The sequence below is a fragment of the Salinivibrio kushneri genome (assembly GCF_027286325.1).
Taxonomy (GTDB): Bacteria; Pseudomonadota; Gammaproteobacteria; order Enterobacterales; family Vibrionaceae; genus Salinivibrio; species Salinivibrio kushneri_A.
Genome location: NZ_CP114588.1, coordinates 2,363,474 through 2,380,418, shown reverse-complemented (window position 1 = coordinate 2,380,418; position 16,945 = coordinate 2,363,474). Strand labels below are relative to the sequence as shown.

Below are 16,945 nucleotides of genomic sequence, written 5' to 3'. Positions count from 1 at the left end.
AAGCTTTGACTATTTAGTCAATCAGTCACTTTACGTACGATGAATAAAAACGAGAAAATAGCAGATAGATGAATAGGCAGAAATCAACTCATTTATTGTCTTATATCAATTTATGACGGGGAGGCGGGCGGTAGGTGAGCAGGGCACGCAGCAGGTGCCCAGTCTAGAGAGGTAATTAGTCTTTTTTGTTCTTAACCGGCTTGGGGAGAACAATCATGTCACATTCGGCGAAGTGGTCTTGAAAGGCACGGTTATTGATATCAAAGATGACAACCAGATTGCCGAGACCAAAACAGGCAGTCGCCATACGGATCACCGCTTGGGTAGGGCGGATATTGCTGCCATCGGTGTTCTGTAATTTGAGTCGCCACGCGCGCATGCCCAGCGTCTGCCCGGCTTTACACCAAAAGTAGCCATAAAAACCACCGATGACACAGGCCAGATACGCGGTATAAAGTGGATTGACTACTGGGTGATGGGTTAAGAAGTCACTAATGTCTTGGTAAGGCGCAATCGACATGCCTAGCACCTGTGCCAGTGCGAGTACTGCCATCATTCCCCCTCCCGCGAGCATGAGCAAAGCTGCCACGACGAGGAGATCATAAAGCCAAGCGGCTAAACGCCGAAAAAAGCCTGCGGTTGGGCAAGCGATAGAAGAAGTTTGCATTTGATTGTTCACATCCCAGTCCTCAATTCGCAGCTAGCCTAGCATAGACTGGCTGACAGTGAGTAAGCTTCTACCTCGGTTTTGCGATGTCTTTTGGGGACAAATTCAGCATCAATGTGGCTGAATGACTTGAATTGGTTAAAAATAGTGCGAACGAACGGATTTTTATTTTTATTGCTTGCACTCCAAAGGCCGGTACGTATAATTGCCCCCACTTGCCGAGATGGCGGAATTGGTAGACGCAGCGGATTCAAAATCCGCCGCCTTAACGGGTGTGAGGGTTCAAGTCCCTCTCTCGGCACCAAATCCCAAGAAAGCCCCAGTCGAAAGACTGGGGCTTTTTTCGTTGTGAGTAAGGATTAGCGCTGATCAGGTCACACTCCGCTACATTCCACCCCGTTAATTGTTACTTGCCAAGGTATGATCGCCGTCTGGGCAATAACAGGGAGTAGCAGTGTGCAAATGCGTTATCGAGACATTGCCAGCTGGATAGAAACACAAATTCAGCAGCGTGTTTGGCAAGTCGGTGATCGGATCCCTTCGGTTAGGGAGATGAGTCGGCTTCAACACGTCAGCCCAATGACGGTAATGAGAGCTTATGAGCAATTAGAAGCCGATGGATGGGTTGAGGCGCGCCCGCGCTCTGGCTTTTTTGTGCGTCCTCATTATAACAAGCTCGCGGTTGACGCATTGGCGCGGCCACAAGCGCAATCTCAATGGCTTGACACCCATCAAGATGTGTTTGATGTGATCAGTGCTAGTCATAAAGGTGCGTATTATCCATTTGGCTCCGCTTTTCCTGATCCTCAGCTATTTCCTATGCAAGCCCTGGGTCGTGCGATGGCACGCGTGCTACGTCAGTCCTCTCATCCCGACCACTTTACAATTTTACCGCCGGGCGATAGTGGTTTACGTCGACTGATTGCGCAGCGTTACCTCCGTCAGGGAATTAAAGTCGGTATTGATGAAATCATTATCACTAATGGCGCGATAGAAGCGTTGAGCTTATCTTTAGCGGCAGTGACCGAGCCAGGCGATAAGGTAATTATTGAAGCCCCCGCCTTCTACGGGGTGCTGCAGACACTCGAACGTTTACAGCTTGAAGCGGTTCCCGTTACGGTTGATCCTGAAACAGGGGTTGATATCCAAGCACTGGAACATGCGCTTGCGTCTCACTCGATCAGTGCGTGTTGGTTGATGAGCAACTTCCACAATCCCACTGGGGCATCGATACCCGCCCAATGTAGGCCTGATGTGGTCAACTTATTGGCAACGTATCAAGTGCCGTTAATAGAAGATGACGTCTATGGGGAGCTTTTCTTCGCCGAAACCAGGCCGATGCCACTGAAAGCGTATGATACACAGGGCGGCGTACTGCACTGTGGCTCGTTTTCGAAACAGCTGGCACCAGGGTTCCGAGTTGGTTGGATAGCGGCAGGGTGTTATGCGATGCAAATAGAGAAGCGTCAGTCTGTCTCGAGTTTGGCTGTTGGCGCGCCCAACCAATTGGCGATTGCTGATTATTTAAAGCAAGGTGGTTATGATTCGCATCTGCGGCGATTACGCGAAACCTTGTTTGCCCGTCAAGCGTTGATTCGATCAGAACTTAAGGCACTACTACCGGCCTCTACACGGATTAGTCAGCCTAAAGGTGGTTACTTTTTATGGGTTGAGCTCGATAAGCGCATCGATACGCATATACTTTTTCAAGCTTTGAGGCCATATGGCGTGACTATCGCACCGGGTGCGCTGTTTGCCAGTGACGGACGTTTCAATCATTGTTTTCGACTTAATGTGTCTGTCGTGGGTAGGCAAAACACAGAGGCGCTAGATAATCGTCAAAGCTTGGAGGGGCTCAAACAGATTGCGACTTCGCTCTCAGCTTTATCTGTGCACTCAACTGTCACAACCGAATATTGAGCTATCTGTGCTAATCCCCACCCTCTCCCTCTCGATAAACTCAGTACGCACACAATATATAGGGGGAAAGGATGAAATCAGAACTCAGTATGATGGTCGTTGCTATAATTTGCGCGGCTTTATTGATCCTTGGCCATGTCATCATCATAGAAACACTCGCCTATTATACTTGGGCACAATGGACAGCTGGAGCGATCCCTTTTGTTCTCTTGCTGATGGCGTGGGGCTCAGTACGCTACTGCCGAGCGAAAGAGCGCGCGGAAGAAAAACGGCAATCACACTCGCACTAACGATTGAGAACACGAGGGGGCGTAAGGACCAGCCATCTTATGCGCTCTCCACCAAGAAAAGCGCCTTTTGTCTACTTTTGCTTGTTTTGTGAGCAAATAGGTAGCGAGGCGCATTTTTTTTATATTTTGGGGTTGCGGTAAAAACTGAGATCTCTATACTGCGCTTCCTGTTGACGGGGCAACGAGACGCAAGTCACGAAATGCCGACCACGAAGTCAACACGCTCTTTAACAATTTGACCTATGCAATCTGTGTGGGCACTCGTTGAGAATAGACAAAAAGATTTATTCGATGAACTGAGTGACCAATTCATGTTGGTACAGCTTTGAGCTGTTTTGATTTCACTTTTTTAAAAGTGGATGCCAACAGGAGCACAGTCAATTCGTTTGTCTCTTAGGAGATAAACAGTAATCAGTATTCATTGAGCAGTTTCTACGGAAACACCAAACTTAAATTGAAGAGTTTGATCATGGCTCAGATTGAACGCTGGCGGCAGGCCTAACACATGCAAGTCGAGCGGAAACGGCAGCATTGAAGCTTCGGTGGATTTGCTGGACGTCGAGCGGCGGACGGGTGAGTAACGGCTGGGAACCTGCCCTGACGAGGGGGATAACCGTTGGAAACGACGGCTAATACCGCATAATGTCTTAGTTCATTACGAGCTGGGACCAAAGGTGGCCTCTACATGTAAGCTATCGCGTTGGGATGGGCCCAGTTAGGATTAGCTAGTTGGTAAGGTAATGGCTTACCAAGGCAACGATCCTTAGCTGGTTTGAGAGGATGATCAGCCACACTGGGACTGAGACACGGCCCAGACTCCTACGGGAGGCAGCAGTGGGGAATATTGCACAATGGGGGAGACCCTGATGCAGCCATGCCGCGTGTGTGAAGAAGGCCTTCGGGTTGTAAAGCACTTTCAGCAGTGAGGAAGGTAATGTACTTAATACGTGCATTGCTTGACGTTAGCTGCAGAAGAAGCACCGGCTAACTCCGTGCCAGCAGCCGCGGTAATACGGAGGGTGCGAGCGTTAATCGGAATTACTGGGCGTAAAGCGCATGCAGGCGGTTTGTTAAGTCAGATGTGAAAGCCCGGGGCTCAACCTCGGAACCGCATTTGAAACTGGCAGGCTAGAGTCTTGTAGAGGGGGGTAGAATTTCAGGTGTAGCGGTGAAATGCGTAGAGATCTGAAGGAATACCAGTGGCGAAGGCGGCCCCCTGGACAAAGACTGACGCTCAGATGCGAAAGCGTGGGTAGCAAACAGGATTAGATACCCTGGTAGTCCACGCCGTAAACGCTGTCTACTTGGAGGTTGAGGTTTAAGACTTTGGCTTTCGGCGCTAACGCATTAAGTAGACCGCCTGGGGAGTACGGCCGCAAGGTTAAAACTCAAATGAATTGACGGGGGCCCGCACAAGCGGTGGAGCATGTGGTTTAATTCGATGCAACGCGAAGAACCTTACCTACTCTTGACATCCAGAGAACTTTCCAGAGATGGATTGGTGCCTTCGGGAGCTCTGAGACAGGTGCTGCATGGCTGTCGTCAGCTCGTGTTGTGAAATGTTGGGTTAAGTCCCGCAACGAGCGCAACCCTTATCCTTGTTTGCCAGCACATAATGGTGGGAACTCCAGGGAGACTGCCGGTGATAAACCGGAGGAAGGTGGGGACGACGTCAAGTCATCATGGCCCTTACGAGTAGGGCTACACACGTGCTACAATGGCAGATACAGAGGGCAGCGAAGCTGCGAAGTGGAGCGAATCCCTTAAAGTCTGTCGTAGTCCGGATTGGAGTCTGCAACTCGACTCCATGAAGTCGGAATCGCTAGTAATCGTGGATCAGAATGCCACGGTGAATACGTTCCCGGGCCTTGTACACACCGCCCGTCACACCATGGGAGTGGGCTGCACCAGAAGTAGATAGCTTAACCTTCGGGAGGGCGTTTACCACGGTGTGGTTCATGACTGGGGTGAAGTCGTAACAAGGTAGCCCTAGGGGAACCTGGGGCTGGATCACCTCCTTACTGACGCTATTTTTGCGAGTGTTCACACAGATTGTATAGGTTGAAGTATTAAAGAGGATATGTTCCCAAACATATCAGTGTGTCCCATTCGTCTAGAGGCCTAGGACACCGCCCTTTCACGGCGGTAACAGGGGTTCGACTCCCCTATGGGACGCCATTGGGTTGTTAGCTCAGTTGGTAGAGCAGTTGACTTTTAATCAATTGGTCACAGGTTCGAATCCTGTACAACCCACCATTTTCTCAGACGCGGGGCTATAGCTCAGCTGGGAGAGCGCTTGCATGGCATGCAAGAGGTCGGCGGTTCGATCCCGCCTAGCTCCACCAAGTCTGAAGGATGGGCGATTAGCTCAGTTGGGAGAGCACCTCCCTTACAAGGAGGGGGTCACTGGTTCGAGCCCGGTATCGCCCACCACGCTTTAAAGGTTTTTACTTAAGAATCTTTAGAACGTGGTTTATTTAGCAATAAACGACATGCTCTTTAACAATCTGGAAAGCTGACAAGTCATTCTTAAAGAATGACAGTAAAGTTCTCAATCAGTGACATGTAATGTCACTCACACAATCAAGTGTGCTTGGGCTTTGTCTTAGTGATAAGCAAAGTCTCTATTTTGAGTCCGGCAAAAACAAAACCTTAGTTGTTTTACATGCAAGACCTTTTGGGGTTGTATGGTTAAGTGACTAAGCGTAGACGGTGGATGCCTTGGCAGTCAGAGGCGATGAAGGACGTACTAACCTGCGAAAAGCGATGGTGAGCTGGTAAGAAGCATTTGAGCCATCGATGTCCGAATGGGGAAACCCACCTGCATAAGCAGGTATCTTAGCGTGAATACATAGCGCTAAGAGGCGAACTCGGGGAACTGAAACATCTAAGTACCCGAAGGAAAAGAAATCAATTGAGATTCCGGCAGTAGCGGCGAGCGAACCCGGAGCAGCCCTTAAGCGGCTTAGGCGTTAGGTGAACAGGTTGGAAAACCTGGCAATAAAGGGTGATAGCCCCGTAGCCGACGGCGCCTTAGTCGTGAAAACGAGTAGGACGGGACACGTGATATCTTGTCTGAACATGGGGGGACCATCCTCCAAGGCTAAATACTCCTGACTGACCGATAGTGAACCAGTACCGTGAGGGAAAGGCGAAAAGAACCCCTGTGAGGGGAGTGAAATAGAACCTGAAACCGTCTACGTACAAGCAGTGGGAGCCTCCTAGTGGGGTGACCGCGTACCTTTTGTATAATGGGTCAGCGACTTAATGTAAGTAGCAAGGTTAACCGCATAGGGGAGCCGTAGGGAAACCGAGTCTTAACTGGGCGTCGAGTTGCTTGCATTAGACCCGAAACCGAGTGATCTAGCCATGGGCAGGTTGAAGGTTGAGTAACATCAACTGGAGGACCGAACTCACTAACGTTGAAAAGTTAGGAGATGACCTGTGGCTAGGGGTGAAAGGCCAATCAAACTCGGAGATAGCTGGTTCTCCCCGAAAGCTATTTAGGTAGCGCCTCGGACGAATACTACTGGGGGTAGAGCACTGTTAAGGCTAGGGGGTCATCCCGACTTACCAACCCTTTGCAAACTCCGAATACCAGTAAGTACTATCCGGGAGACACACGGCGGGTGCTAACGTCCGTCGTGGAGAGGGAAACAACCCAGACCGCCAGCTAAGGTCCCAAAGTTATCGCTAAGTGGGAAACGATGTGGGAAGGCTCAGACAGCCAGGATGTTGGCTTAGAAGCAGCCATCATTTAAAGAAAGCGTAATAGCTCACTGGTCGAGTCGGCCTGCGCGGAAGATGTAACGGGGCTAAGCGATACACCGAAGCTGCGGCAATGTCCTTATGGATATTGGGTAGGGGAGCGTTGTGTAAGCTGTTGAAGGTGTGCTGAGAGGCATGCTGGAGGTATCACAAGTGCGAATGCTGACATGAGTAACGATAAAGGGGGTGAAAAACCTCCTCGCCGGAAGACCAAGGGTTCCTGTCCAACGTTAATCGGGGCAGGGTAAGTCGGCCCCTAAGGCGAGGCCGAAAGGCGTAGTCGATGGGAAACGGGTTAATATTCCCGTACTGCTGCTTACTGCGATGGGGGGACGGAGAAGGCTAGGTGGGCCTGGCGATGGTTGTCCAGGTTCAAGTGCGTAGGCTGATTTCTTAGGCAAATCCGGGAAATCAAGGCCGAGACACGATGTCGAGCCACCAAGGTGGTGAAGTCATTGATGCCATGCTTCCGGGAAAAGCCTCTAAGCTTCAGGTAAGTAGGAACCGTACTCCAAACCGACACAGGTGGTCGGGTAGAGAATACCAAGGCGCTTGAGAGAACTCGGGTGAAGGAACTAGGCAAAATGGTACCGTAACTTCGGGAGAAGGTACGCTGCCCGCGGTGAAGTCCCTTGCGGATGGAGCTATGGGCAGTCGCAGATACCAGGTGGCTGCAACTGTTTATTAAAAACACAGCACTGTGCAAAATCGAAAGATGACGTATACGGTGTGACGCCTGCCCGGTGCCGGAAGGTTAATTGATGTGGTTATCGCAAGAGAAGCCATTGATTGAAGCCCCGGTAAACGGCGGCCGTAACTATAACGGTCCTAAGGTAGCGAAATTCCTTGTCGGGTAAGTTCCGACCTGCACGAATGGCGTAATGATGGCCACGCTGTCTCCACCCGAGACTCAGTGAAATTGAAATCGCAGTGAAGATGCTGTGTACCCGCGGCTAGACGGAAAGACCCCGTGAACCTTTACTACAGCTTGGCACTGAACATTGAGCCTACATGTGTAGGATAGGTGGGAGGCTTTGAAGCGGCGACGCCAGTTGCTGTGGAGCCATCCTTGAAATACCACCCTTGTATGTTTGATGTTCTAACTTAGCCCCATTATCTGGGGTGAGGACAGTGCCTGGTGGGTAGTTTGACTGGGGCGGTCTCCTCCCAAAGCGTAACGGAGGAGCACGAAGGTGGGCTAATCACGGTCGGACATCGTGAGGTTAGTGCAATGGCATAAGCCCGCTTAACTGCGAGAGTGACGGCTCGAGCAGGTACGAAAGTAGGTCATAGTGATCCGGTGGTTCTGAATGGAAGGGCCATCGCTCAACGGATAAAAGGTACTCCGGGGATAACAGGCTGATACCGCCCAAGAGTTCATATCGACGGCGGTGTTTGGCACCTCGATGTCGGCTCATCACATCCTGGGGCTGAAGTCGGTCCCAAGGGTATGGCTGTTCGCCATTTAAAGTGGTACGCGAGCTGGGTTTAGAACGTCGTGAGACAGTTCGGTCCCTATCTGCCGTGGGCGTTGGATGATTGAGGGGAGCTGCTCCTAGTACGAGAGGACCGGAGTGGACGAACCGCTGGTGTTCGGGTTGTGTCGCCAGACGCATTGCCCGGTAGCTAAGTTCGGCACAGATAAGCGCTGAAAGCATCTAAGCGCGAAGCTGGCCCCGAGATGAGTCATCCCTAGAGCTTCGAGCTCTCTAAAGGGTTGTCGTAGACGACGACGTTGATAGGCAGGGTGTGTAAGCGCTGTGAGGCGTTGAGCTAACCTGTACTAATTGCCCGTGAGGCTTAACCATACAACACCCAAGAGGTTTTGGGTTGGACTTAAAATAAAGCCAGTTGATTGTGGCGAGAACGAACAGCTTTCTAGATTTAGGAACGAATTTATCAAATACATCCTTGTATTTGACCCTGACGGGCCGCACTGAAGTGCGTTAAATTTTGTTCCAGACAAAATTTTGCTTGGCGACCATAGCGCTTTGGACCCACCTGACTCCATGCCGAACTCAGTAGTGAAACGAAGCAGCGCCGATGGTAGTGTGGGGTCTCCCCATGTGAGAGTAGGACATCGCCAGGCTTTGATTATAAATTGCGCCTATTGCTTGCGATTTTTGATAGCTGCGATGCTCATGTATTGGCATACACTGCGCGTCTCGCTTCAAAACTCTCTGCGCATAGAACGCAATTTAATCATCAAAGCAGATAGATGTAAGACTTTGATGAGAAAATACAGAGCCCTGACCTGACGGTCAGGGCTTTTTTGTCTCTGTCGCGTGGTGATTGCTGGTTAAGTAGAAGAATGGGATTGAGGTTGCCAGTGTAAGCAGAAATCCCAGAAGCGGGTGAGTAGACCTGACTGGTATTTATCTTTGTGGCGCACAAGCCAATAGCGCCGGGATAATAGCAGAGGGAGTTCGAGGGCAACGACTCGACCGTCGGCAATGGCGTGCTGGGCGGAGAGCTTAGACAGGTACGCCAAGCCTAACCCGGCACTCGCGGCGTTTAAAATCGCTTCCGTGGTATTGAGCTCGAATGAAAGATGCCAGCGCTCGAAGCGAGGAGCAAGGCGTGAGAGAAAGTGCTCACGTGTGCCCGAGCCAGATTCGCGGATCAGCCAAGTTTGATTGTCGAGATCTCCAACACTTAACGGCGCTTGACTGACAAGTGGGTGATGAGGGTGACACACCACCGCCATCTGATCACTTAACCAAGGCGTTTGCAGTAAATCGGGATGTTGGATTTCCCCTTCTATTAAGCCGATATCCAGCTCGAAATGCTGCAGGCGAGCGATGATTTCTTGGCTGTTTGCAATCACTAATGTTTGCTGTTGATGCGCGGTTGCATGACGAAAATCGCTGATCAGTGCCGGCAAAAGCTGGTTACCCACCGTATCGCTTCCCCCTAATCGTAGGCAGCCAATCAACTGGCTGTCGTCTTTCAGTGCCGCGCTAATCTCATCGCTGCGGGTCAGCAATTCATCGGCTTTAGGGATCAGCGCAGCGCCTTGGTCATTAAGGTGGAGTCGGTTTCCGCGTCGATCAAACAAGGGGTAACCGAGCTGACTTTCTAACTCGGCAAGCGCCATGCTGACGGCGGGCTTACTGAGAAACAGTTTCTTTGCAGCGGCGGTGATCGTGCCCTCTTGCACGATGGTTAGAAACACCCGCAACTGAGGAAGTGAAAGCGCCATTAAGACCTAGCGATTAAGGGTTTGAGCCACTATAAGGCTGCTTGCCCTCAATGACAATGTTAACGACCGCTCTTGTCTTGGCTCACCCAGTTCTGAATATCTAACTGTGCTTGTTTTAATGACTGATAATGTGGTGACTGCTCACTCGTATGCGCGAGTACAAAGTCGAGAGTGCGCACTACATTCCGCCAACGTGGTGTTTTAGGAACGGTTTCAACGTGAAGGTACTTATCCAGGGTTCTTGTTTGGAAACTACCTTTGTCCTGATAAACACGCCATAAGCCACTTTCTTCTGCTAGCCCGACTTTATCCCCATCCCAGGCAGCTAGCGCCAAGTTCATCGCATCAACTAAGCGACGATGAATACTCTCCGGCTGTTGAGCTTGTGTCTCTTTGTGTCTAATTGTGCTTGATGGGGAAAAATACGTCGCTCTCAAGCTGTGTTTCAAGTGGGAGAGAGCGGTTGCAAGACGACCAATTTCATCGCTTCGCTGGCGATGGGTGACCGGATAGTCCAGTTCACCGGCGGCAAACTGCTCGGCGCACCAAGTCAGTTGTAAGATAGGCAGTGTCAGGCGGTGAGACAGCCAGTGTCCAACACAGACTAATAAAACAATAACGGCGATCACGAGTGTCGCGCTGATCGCATACAAGTGGCGCAGAGGCTGATAGGCACGTTTTTGAGGTGTACAAGTGATCAACGCCCAAGACGCCCCCGCCACATTGACGGGCCGATACGCCGTGAGTTGAGGCATGAGCGTATATTGGCTCGGCGACATAACCCCTTGTTGGCCATGGAAAGCGGCATCGATTGCGTGCTTTGATGGCAAGATCGAGGGCTTAGCTTGATTAGAGTGAGGCACCCAATTGTTGAGTAACGATTGCTGATTTTGATTAATCAGCCACAGGCCTGACTTTGGGGGCTGCCGTTGACGTAGTGTTGCAGACAAGTTATCGGTAGTGGTGCTAATAGCAAGGATGCTTTGCATATGGCCGCTTTTAAGTACGGGAACCACATACCAAGCTTGCATGGTGCGTGAGCCATGTGGCTCAAAGGCGGTGCGCACCCATTTAGGGCGTTGGTGGGCAGGCATATTTATCAATTGCTTTATCGCATTTTTCAATGATGGGTTGCCCTGTGTCATGGGGTGGGCTTTGACCGTGTACACGAGGTTTTGGTTTAAATCAAACATCGCGAGATTGTTGAACGCGTATCTTGCTAACCACGATTGAAATTGGTGATGAAAGCGGCGATATAAACGGTGGTACTTTTGTGCGGTCACGCCTGCATGTTGACTCGGAGACTGTTGAAGGATCGCTATGAGTCGACGCTGCGCTTGGCGTGTATTGTCACCGAGTTGCTGGAATGCATGAGGAAAACCATAAAATCGTCCACCGCTGCTGGCCGCGAGATCAGAGGCTGCAAGATTGGTAACTGCCCGGACTTGGTCATCAAAATATGATGTGATGGTGAGATAGTAACGATCGCGCTCGTTCTCAAGCTGTTGATGGGCTTGATTGATCAGCAGTTGTGACTGACTCCACGTAAAGTACGCTGTCAAAATCACCACAGGGATAATACTAAGACTAAAAAACCACCACATAAAGCGGCGTTGAAGACGTGTCGAGTAACCCATATTGATTTGCACGCTGTGAGTACCTCTCCCTGATCACGCGGGCTTGAATCGCAAACGGCTGCCAAAAAGGCAGCCGCGAGAGAGCAAACGCTAACACGTCCGATGAGCTAAAACTGTGACCTGCTGTCAGGTATCAAGTCTTAAAACTGTGTTAGGACGTTGATTGATGGTGTTGTCAGCAACTAGCGTGCTTTTTGCGCATGATAAACCGTGAATCGGCGTGTTTTCGCGAGGGTATCGCACTGACCGAACCCTTTTTCAATAATCGGTGGATAACGTAAGAAGCTGTTGGCGACGATCGCTAATTGGCCGTGACGGCGCAGATAGCGAGGGGCGTTTTTCAGTAACGATTCAGTGGCATGGTAATGTGTTTCCAAGCCTTCATGGAAAGGTGGATTGCTAATGATGGCATCAAACTGCTGTCCACTGACGGCACTTAACATGTCTGAGGCAAAAACAGAGCCGTTGAGCCCATTGGCCGCGAGTGTCGCTTGGGTTGATGCGACCGCTAGATAGCTCACATCAACACAGGTGACCGTACAGCTTGGGTTGGTAGCCAATATGACCGAGCCGATGACGCCCGCGCCACAGCCGACATCAATCACATCGCCGTGCATATTGGGTAGATGCTTCAGTAATAAGGCTGTGCCATCATCAAGACTTTTGTGGCTAAACACACCGGGTAGAGCACGAACAGTGAGTGATAGACTCCCTACTTCGAGTGGGTAGTCGTGAAACCAATCCGCCAGGCTAAATGACGTCGCCGGTGACGTGCACTGGCCATGATACAGGCTGCATCGGCGTGCCGAATCTTGTTTGATGACCTGGCCATACGGGGCAAAACGTTTTTCGATGCTTTTAACGCCACTGCGGTTTTCCCCCACCACGACCCAGTCGACGTTGGCACCGAGACGGTGCGTGAGCATTGCGAGAAGAAAATCAGCTTCTGCTTTTGACTTAGGCCAGTAGAAAAGTACTAAGTCAACAGCGCTATCATCCGTATATTCTGCGCCTGCATGTACATGGATGTCGGTATTTGCCATTCGAGTGGCATAGCCATGATGGGTTGTAAATACCGACACGCGTGCGGCATGAGACAGTAACTGCTGCGCAAAGTCATCTTCGAGTTCACCGGCCAATAGAATATGTTTATTGTCGAACAAGCTGAGGTGACGCTGAGCAATCTCGCTGGGTGCCGTGAGGGTCATGAGGGTTCTCTTTCCGGTTATAAGTACTTATCGGCCGCGTTGATGCAGGGGGTAGCGCGCCAAGACGAGGATTTTCCCACAAAGCGCGCACCAGGCCAATATCAAACCACCTACGCGTTATCTTGTCGGTCAAGAAAGCGTTCAAATTCGATCTCGTACATCCTAAAGAGTACTAAGGTAATCGAAAAGATAATCGGACCATAGATAAGCCCCATCAAGCCGAACAGATGAAGCCCACCTAACAGTGAGAAGAAGATAAGCAAGGTATTCATGCCCGAGTTACCTTGCATGAGAAAAGGGCGGAGTAAGTTATCGATGGAGCCGACCACCACAACACTCCATATCAGTAAGGCGATAGCCCACTGCCAATCTCCCGTGGCCACCAAATACAGCACGGTTGGCAGCCAGATGAGCGCAGTACCGACCACAGGGATAAATGAAGCAAAGGCCATCATGGTGCCCCAAAATAGCGCCGGCAGCCCGACGGCCCACATCGCCAAGCCACCTGCGGCCCCTTGCGCGAGTGCGGTAAGAAAGGAGCCCAGTACGGCAGACTTAGCCACCTTTTCCACCTCATCCAATAACTGATCTTCTTGGCTGCGTGATAGCGGGATCACGTGGCGGAGCGTATGGATAATGCTGTCGTGATCGCGGAGCAAGAAAAACAGAACAAACAACATCAGCATGAAGGTGATGAAAAAGTCGGTCACATCACCTAATACCTTGGAGCTAAACTCGAGCATTTGGCCACTGAATGAAGACATCCAAGCGGCTAGCTTTTTCACGGTTTCTTGTGGGTCAATTAAATCAAATGGCAGCCACTGGTTGAGAAAGTGTAGCGCCGACTGTATTTGCGGGTTGTTGAGTAATTGCTTCGCGCCACCGTTATTGAGCCATTCGTAACTGCGTGTAAAAAAGCTCACACCTTGCTCGATAATGGCCCCTGCCACCACGGTAAGGGGGATGATGATGATAAAGGTGATTAAGACACAGGATATGACCGACGCAGTATTCGGGCGTTGTCCAATGCGATCTTCAATACGTTTATGAACAGGGAAAAAAAGCAAAGAGACAATAAACGCGAGTACAATGGCGCCAATATAGGGCTCGATAAGTAAATAGCACGCATAGGCTGCGATAATCAGCGCGGCGATTAAAGTCCAATGTTTCGGCTCGACACGAAATGACGAAGTCACAGGGTATCCCTCTTAGGCTGGTTGAATGAATCGCGCTTGCTTTACTTGCCATCAAAAGACCAATCCGCCGCTGGGCAGGTAAAGGCGCCTAAACAATAGGCACCTTAACATACCGTTTGTTGCACTAGTCAGTTAAAAAAATGGCCAAAAGATCGTTGAGGAAGAGCTTACCTTTAGCGGTCACTTGCCAATGTGTCTCGGACTCAACGAGTAGACCTTGGTCATATGCTTGAGCTAGTGGCTGGCTAAGGTGGTCGAGAGGTAACCCCGTGCGGGCAACAAACTCGGCTTTCGGACAAGGTTCCAGTAGGCGAAACCGGTTCATGAAGAACTCAAACGCGAGATCAGTCTGTTTTACCCACTGGCTATCGGTGAGATAGGCCTTTTGTGGATCAAGGTAGCCGCGCGGATGCTTCACTTTAACTGTTCGAAGCAGGCGAGACTGATCGCCGTTCGGTAAAGTGAGCTTACCATGGGCGCCACAACCAATCCCCAAATAGTCGCCAAAGCGCCAATAGTTTAGGTTATGGGCGCATTGATGACCGGGTAAGCTGTATGCGGATGTCTCGTATTGCACGTAGCCGGCGTCTGTAAGCAGCTGATGGCCGCGATCAAAAATGTCCCACAAGGTATCGTCTTCTGGCAGGGTCGGTGGTTTGGAGTAAAACTGGGTGTTGGGCTCTATGGTCAACTGATACCAAGACAGATGCGGCGGCTTAAGCGCTATGGCTTTTTCCAAGTCACTCAGTGCCTCTTGCTCCGATTGCTCAGGCAAACCATGCATTAAATCGAGGTTAAAGCTGTTTAATCCTGCTTGATGAGCAAGGTGGGCCGCACGTTCTGCCTCGCCAGGACCATGAATACGCCCTAGGCGTTCGAGCTTATCAGCAGAAAAGCTCTGCACCCCGATAGAAATCCGGTTAACACCTGCTTGTCTGTAACCGATAAATTTATCGGCTTCCACGGTGCCAGGGTTGGCTTCCATGGTCACTTCCATGCTGTCACTGACGGAAAGGCGTGCTTTGATGCCATCCAATAGGCGTGCTATCTGAGAAGGCGACATCAAGCTTGGTGTACCACCTCCAATAAAGATCGAGTGCAGTGTGCGCGTGATGACTGAAGGGTAGGCGGCAAGATCGGTATCAAGATCGTCAAGCAGCGCATCGATATAATCCTCTTCTGGGATCGCGCCCTTTTGGGTATGCGAATTAAAATCGCAATAGGGGCATTTTTGTACACACCAAGGGATGTGCACATATAAACTCAATGGGATCATGGCTTATTGCGACGCTTTTAAGGCTTGGAACAGGGCGTTGAGTGCTTGTCCGCGGTGAGAGCGTTGCTTTTTCTCGGAAGCGGGCATTTCTGCTGCGGTACACTGCTGATCGGCAGGTAAAAAGACCGGATCGTAACCAAAGCCGTTTTCCCCTTGCGGTGCGTGAGCGATTTGCCCTTCCCACACCCCGTGACAGACCATCGGTGTTGGGTCATTAGCATGACGCATATAAACTAATACGCAATGGAAGCGAGCCTGGCGTCCATCATTGTCTGTATCATGCAGCGCTTCTAACAGTTTAGCGACATTATCCCTATCACTGGCCGTTTCACCCGCATAGCGCGCAGAATACACGCCCGGCGCACCGTTTAAGGCATCGACTTCTAAACCTGAATCATCGGCAATGGCGGGCAACCCGGTCACTTTCGCCGCATGACGTGCCTTAATGATGGCATTTTCGATAAAGGTGGTGCCTGTTTCATCGGCTTCTTCAACGGCAAAGTCACTTTGCGGCAGGACGTCGAAACCAAATTCGCCGAGTAGTCCCGCCATTTCTTTCACTTTGCCTGCGTTCCCCGTTGCCAACACAACTTTATTCATCACAGTTACCTATTGGGTTATGGCCCGACTATGGGGCATCGACGTAAAACGTATAATTATAGTCAAAGGACGCATTGCGGTTTCCTTCGGCGTTGAGGTCGATATGGAAGCGATACGTCTCTTCATCATCGGCTGCGAAGGTGGCGATGTAGTAGATCGCGTCACCTTCTCTTACCTCGGTAAAGTCCAGTTCACGACTGTTTCCGACCAAGTTTTTCACTTGCCCGGTGATCTCGGCGGCTACCGCCGGTTTTCCCAGTTGCATGGTATCGAGAACGGCAATGTTGACCAAGCCTCGATAGCCACTACGGGTAATGTCGTACTGCTGAGCGATTTCGGGGGTCAAGAAAGTGGTTGAGAGTGTGTTGTAATGCACTTCCAACTCACCGACCTCTTTAAACTGTCCCGCCCAAGCCGGTGTGATAAGCAAACTCAATACCATGCTGAGCGCTGCTATTATCTGACGCATAATCATTCCTTGTGATAAAGCGAAGTGAGGTTCGCTATCAATACGTACGGGTGCCTAAGTACGATCCGCCGTACATCGTTGGCACCCGTGAGGTTCCGTAAGCGGTGCGACCCGTGGCGATAAGTCGAGGGTGACTTAGCGCGTGGCGATTCGCTTACAGGGCATACCAAATCGGACCGATAAAATCGCCGATAAGCATATTGATAAATTGAAGCGCGATAAAGATCACCAGAATACTAAGATCGAGCCCACCGATGGGTGGAATAATACGGCGTACTGGCGCACACACCGGCTCAGTAAGTTGATGAAAAACATACTCGACAGGGTTGTTGCCTTGGCTGACCCAACTCAAAATGGCGCGCAGGATCAGCACCCAGAACAGTAACTTACCCGCAGCTTTCAGTAATGCGATCGCTGAGAAGAGGAACATGCCTGAGCTCATCGCAAAGGGGTTGCCGGCGACTAAATCCAATACCACAAACTTGGCCACCATGAGCAGGTAAGCAAACAGTACCGTTGCCAGATCCAAACCACCGAGTGCCGGGATCATTCGACGCAACGGGCCAACCACAGGCTGGGTCGCTTTGACGATAAATTGAGAGAAGGGGTTGTAAAAGTCTGCGCGCGCCCATTGTAGCCAAACGCGTAGCAGCACCACCATGATGTAAAGATCAAACGCGGTGTTGATCAGAAAGGTCATTGCATTCATATC

Annotated in this window: 11 protein-coding genes, 5 tRNA genes and 3 rRNA genes; 10 read left to right on the top strand and 9 right to left on the bottom strand. The window is 50.7% G+C overall.

Annotation, left to right across the window (positions count from 1 at the left end; genetic code table 11):
- Positions 1-175: 175 nt before the first annotated feature.
- Positions 176-667 carry an RDD family protein gene (locus tag N8M53_RS10980; protein ID WP_269580034.1) on the bottom strand — a complete coding sequence of 164 codons (492 nt, stop codon included), beginning with the start codon at positions 665-667 and terminating at the stop codon, positions 176-178.
- Positions 668-884: 217 nt separating this feature from the next.
- On the opposite strand from N8M53_RS10980, the gene N8M53_RS10975 reads away from it, so the two are divergent.
- The 10 genes from N8M53_RS10975 (at position 885) to rrf (ending at position 8,734) form a co-directional block, all read left to right on the top strand.
- Positions 885-971, top strand: a tRNA-Leu gene (locus tag N8M53_RS10975).
- Positions 972-1,129: 158 nt separating this feature from the next.
- Positions 1,130-2,587 carry a PLP-dependent aminotransferase family protein gene (locus N8M53_RS10970; RefSeq protein ID WP_269580033.1) on the top strand — a complete coding sequence of 486 codons (1,458 nt, stop codon included), beginning with the start codon at positions 1,130-1,132 and terminating at the stop codon, positions 2,585-2,587.
- A gap of 71 nt (positions 2,588-2,658) precedes the next feature.
- The gene (locus N8M53_RS10965; protein ID WP_077772181.1) at positions 2,659-2,877 is read left to right on the top strand and encodes a hypothetical protein; all 219 of its coding nucleotides are present in this window, start codon (positions 2,659-2,661) and stop codon (positions 2,875-2,877) included.
- A 451-nt stretch (positions 2,878-3,328) separates the two neighbouring features.
- Positions 3,329-4,898, top strand: a 16S ribosomal RNA gene (locus N8M53_RS10960).
- A gap of 81 nt (positions 4,899-4,979) precedes the next feature.
- Positions 4,980-5,055 (top strand) — tRNA-Glu (locus N8M53_RS10955).
- Between the two features lie 2 nt (positions 5,056-5,057).
- Positions 5,058-5,133, top strand: a tRNA-Lys gene (locus N8M53_RS10950).
- Positions 5,134-5,146: 13 nt separating this feature from the next.
- Positions 5,147-5,222 (top strand) — tRNA-Ala (locus N8M53_RS10945).
- 12 nt (positions 5,223-5,234) lie between these two features.
- Positions 5,235-5,310: transfer RNA gene (locus N8M53_RS10940), tRNA-Val, on the top strand.
- A 256-nt stretch (positions 5,311-5,566) separates the two neighbouring features.
- Positions 5,567-8,453, top strand: a 23S ribosomal RNA gene (locus N8M53_RS10935).
- A gap of 165 nt (positions 8,454-8,618) precedes the next feature.
- Positions 8,619-8,734, top strand: a 5S ribosomal RNA gene (gene rrf, locus N8M53_RS10930).
- The 16S, 23S and 5S rRNA genes sit together here with 4 tRNA genes alongside, the layout of an rRNA operon.
- A 210-nt stretch (positions 8,735-8,944) precedes the next feature.
- Here rrf and N8M53_RS10925 read toward each other — a convergent pair.
- The 8 genes from N8M53_RS10925 to N8M53_RS10890 form a co-directional block, all read right to left on the bottom strand.
- Positions 8,945-9,847, bottom strand: a complete 903-nt coding sequence (locus N8M53_RS10925) for a LysR substrate-binding domain-containing protein (RefSeq protein ID WP_269578800.1) — start codon at positions 9,845-9,847, stop codon at positions 8,945-8,947.
- Between the two features lie 59 nt (positions 9,848-9,906).
- Positions 9,907-11,496 carry a HAMP domain-containing protein gene (locus tag N8M53_RS10920; protein WP_269578799.1) on the bottom strand — a complete coding sequence of 530 codons (1,590 nt, stop codon included), beginning with the start codon at positions 11,494-11,496 and terminating at the stop codon, positions 9,907-9,909.
- Positions 11,497-11,666: 170 nt separating this feature from the next.
- Positions 11,667-12,692, bottom strand: a complete 1,026-nt coding sequence (gene rsmC, locus N8M53_RS10915) for a 16S rRNA (guanine(1207)-N(2))-methyltransferase RsmC (RefSeq protein WP_269578798.1) — start codon at positions 12,690-12,692, stop codon at positions 11,667-11,669.
- 110 nt (positions 12,693-12,802) lie between these two features.
- A complete protein-coding gene (locus N8M53_RS10910) occupies positions 12,803-13,888 on the bottom strand; it encodes an AI-2E family transporter (protein WP_077773084.1) in 1,086 nt (361 codons plus the stop codon).
- Positions 13,889-14,012: 124 nt separating this feature from the next.
- Complete coding sequence (hemW, locus tag N8M53_RS10905; protein ID WP_269578797.1) at positions 14,013-15,164, bottom strand: radical SAM family heme chaperone HemW; 1,152 nt, start codon at positions 15,162-15,164, stop codon at positions 14,013-14,015.
- A gap of 3 nt (positions 15,165-15,167) precedes the next feature.
- A complete protein-coding gene (gene rdgB / locus N8M53_RS10900; protein WP_269578796.1) occupies positions 15,168-15,764 on the bottom strand; it encodes an RdgB/HAM1 family non-canonical purine NTP pyrophosphatase in 597 nt (198 codons plus the stop codon).
- A gap of 28 nt (positions 15,765-15,792) precedes the next feature.
- Complete coding sequence (locus tag N8M53_RS10895) at positions 15,793-16,233, bottom strand: DUF4426 domain-containing protein (protein ID WP_077578285.1); 441 nt, start codon at positions 16,231-16,233, stop codon at positions 15,793-15,795.
- A 154-nt stretch (positions 16,234-16,387) separates the two neighbouring features.
- A complete protein-coding gene (locus tag N8M53_RS10890; RefSeq protein WP_046075060.1) occupies positions 16,388-16,942 on the bottom strand; it encodes a YggT family protein in 555 nt (184 codons plus the stop codon).
- Positions 16,943-16,945: the final 3 nt, after the last annotated feature.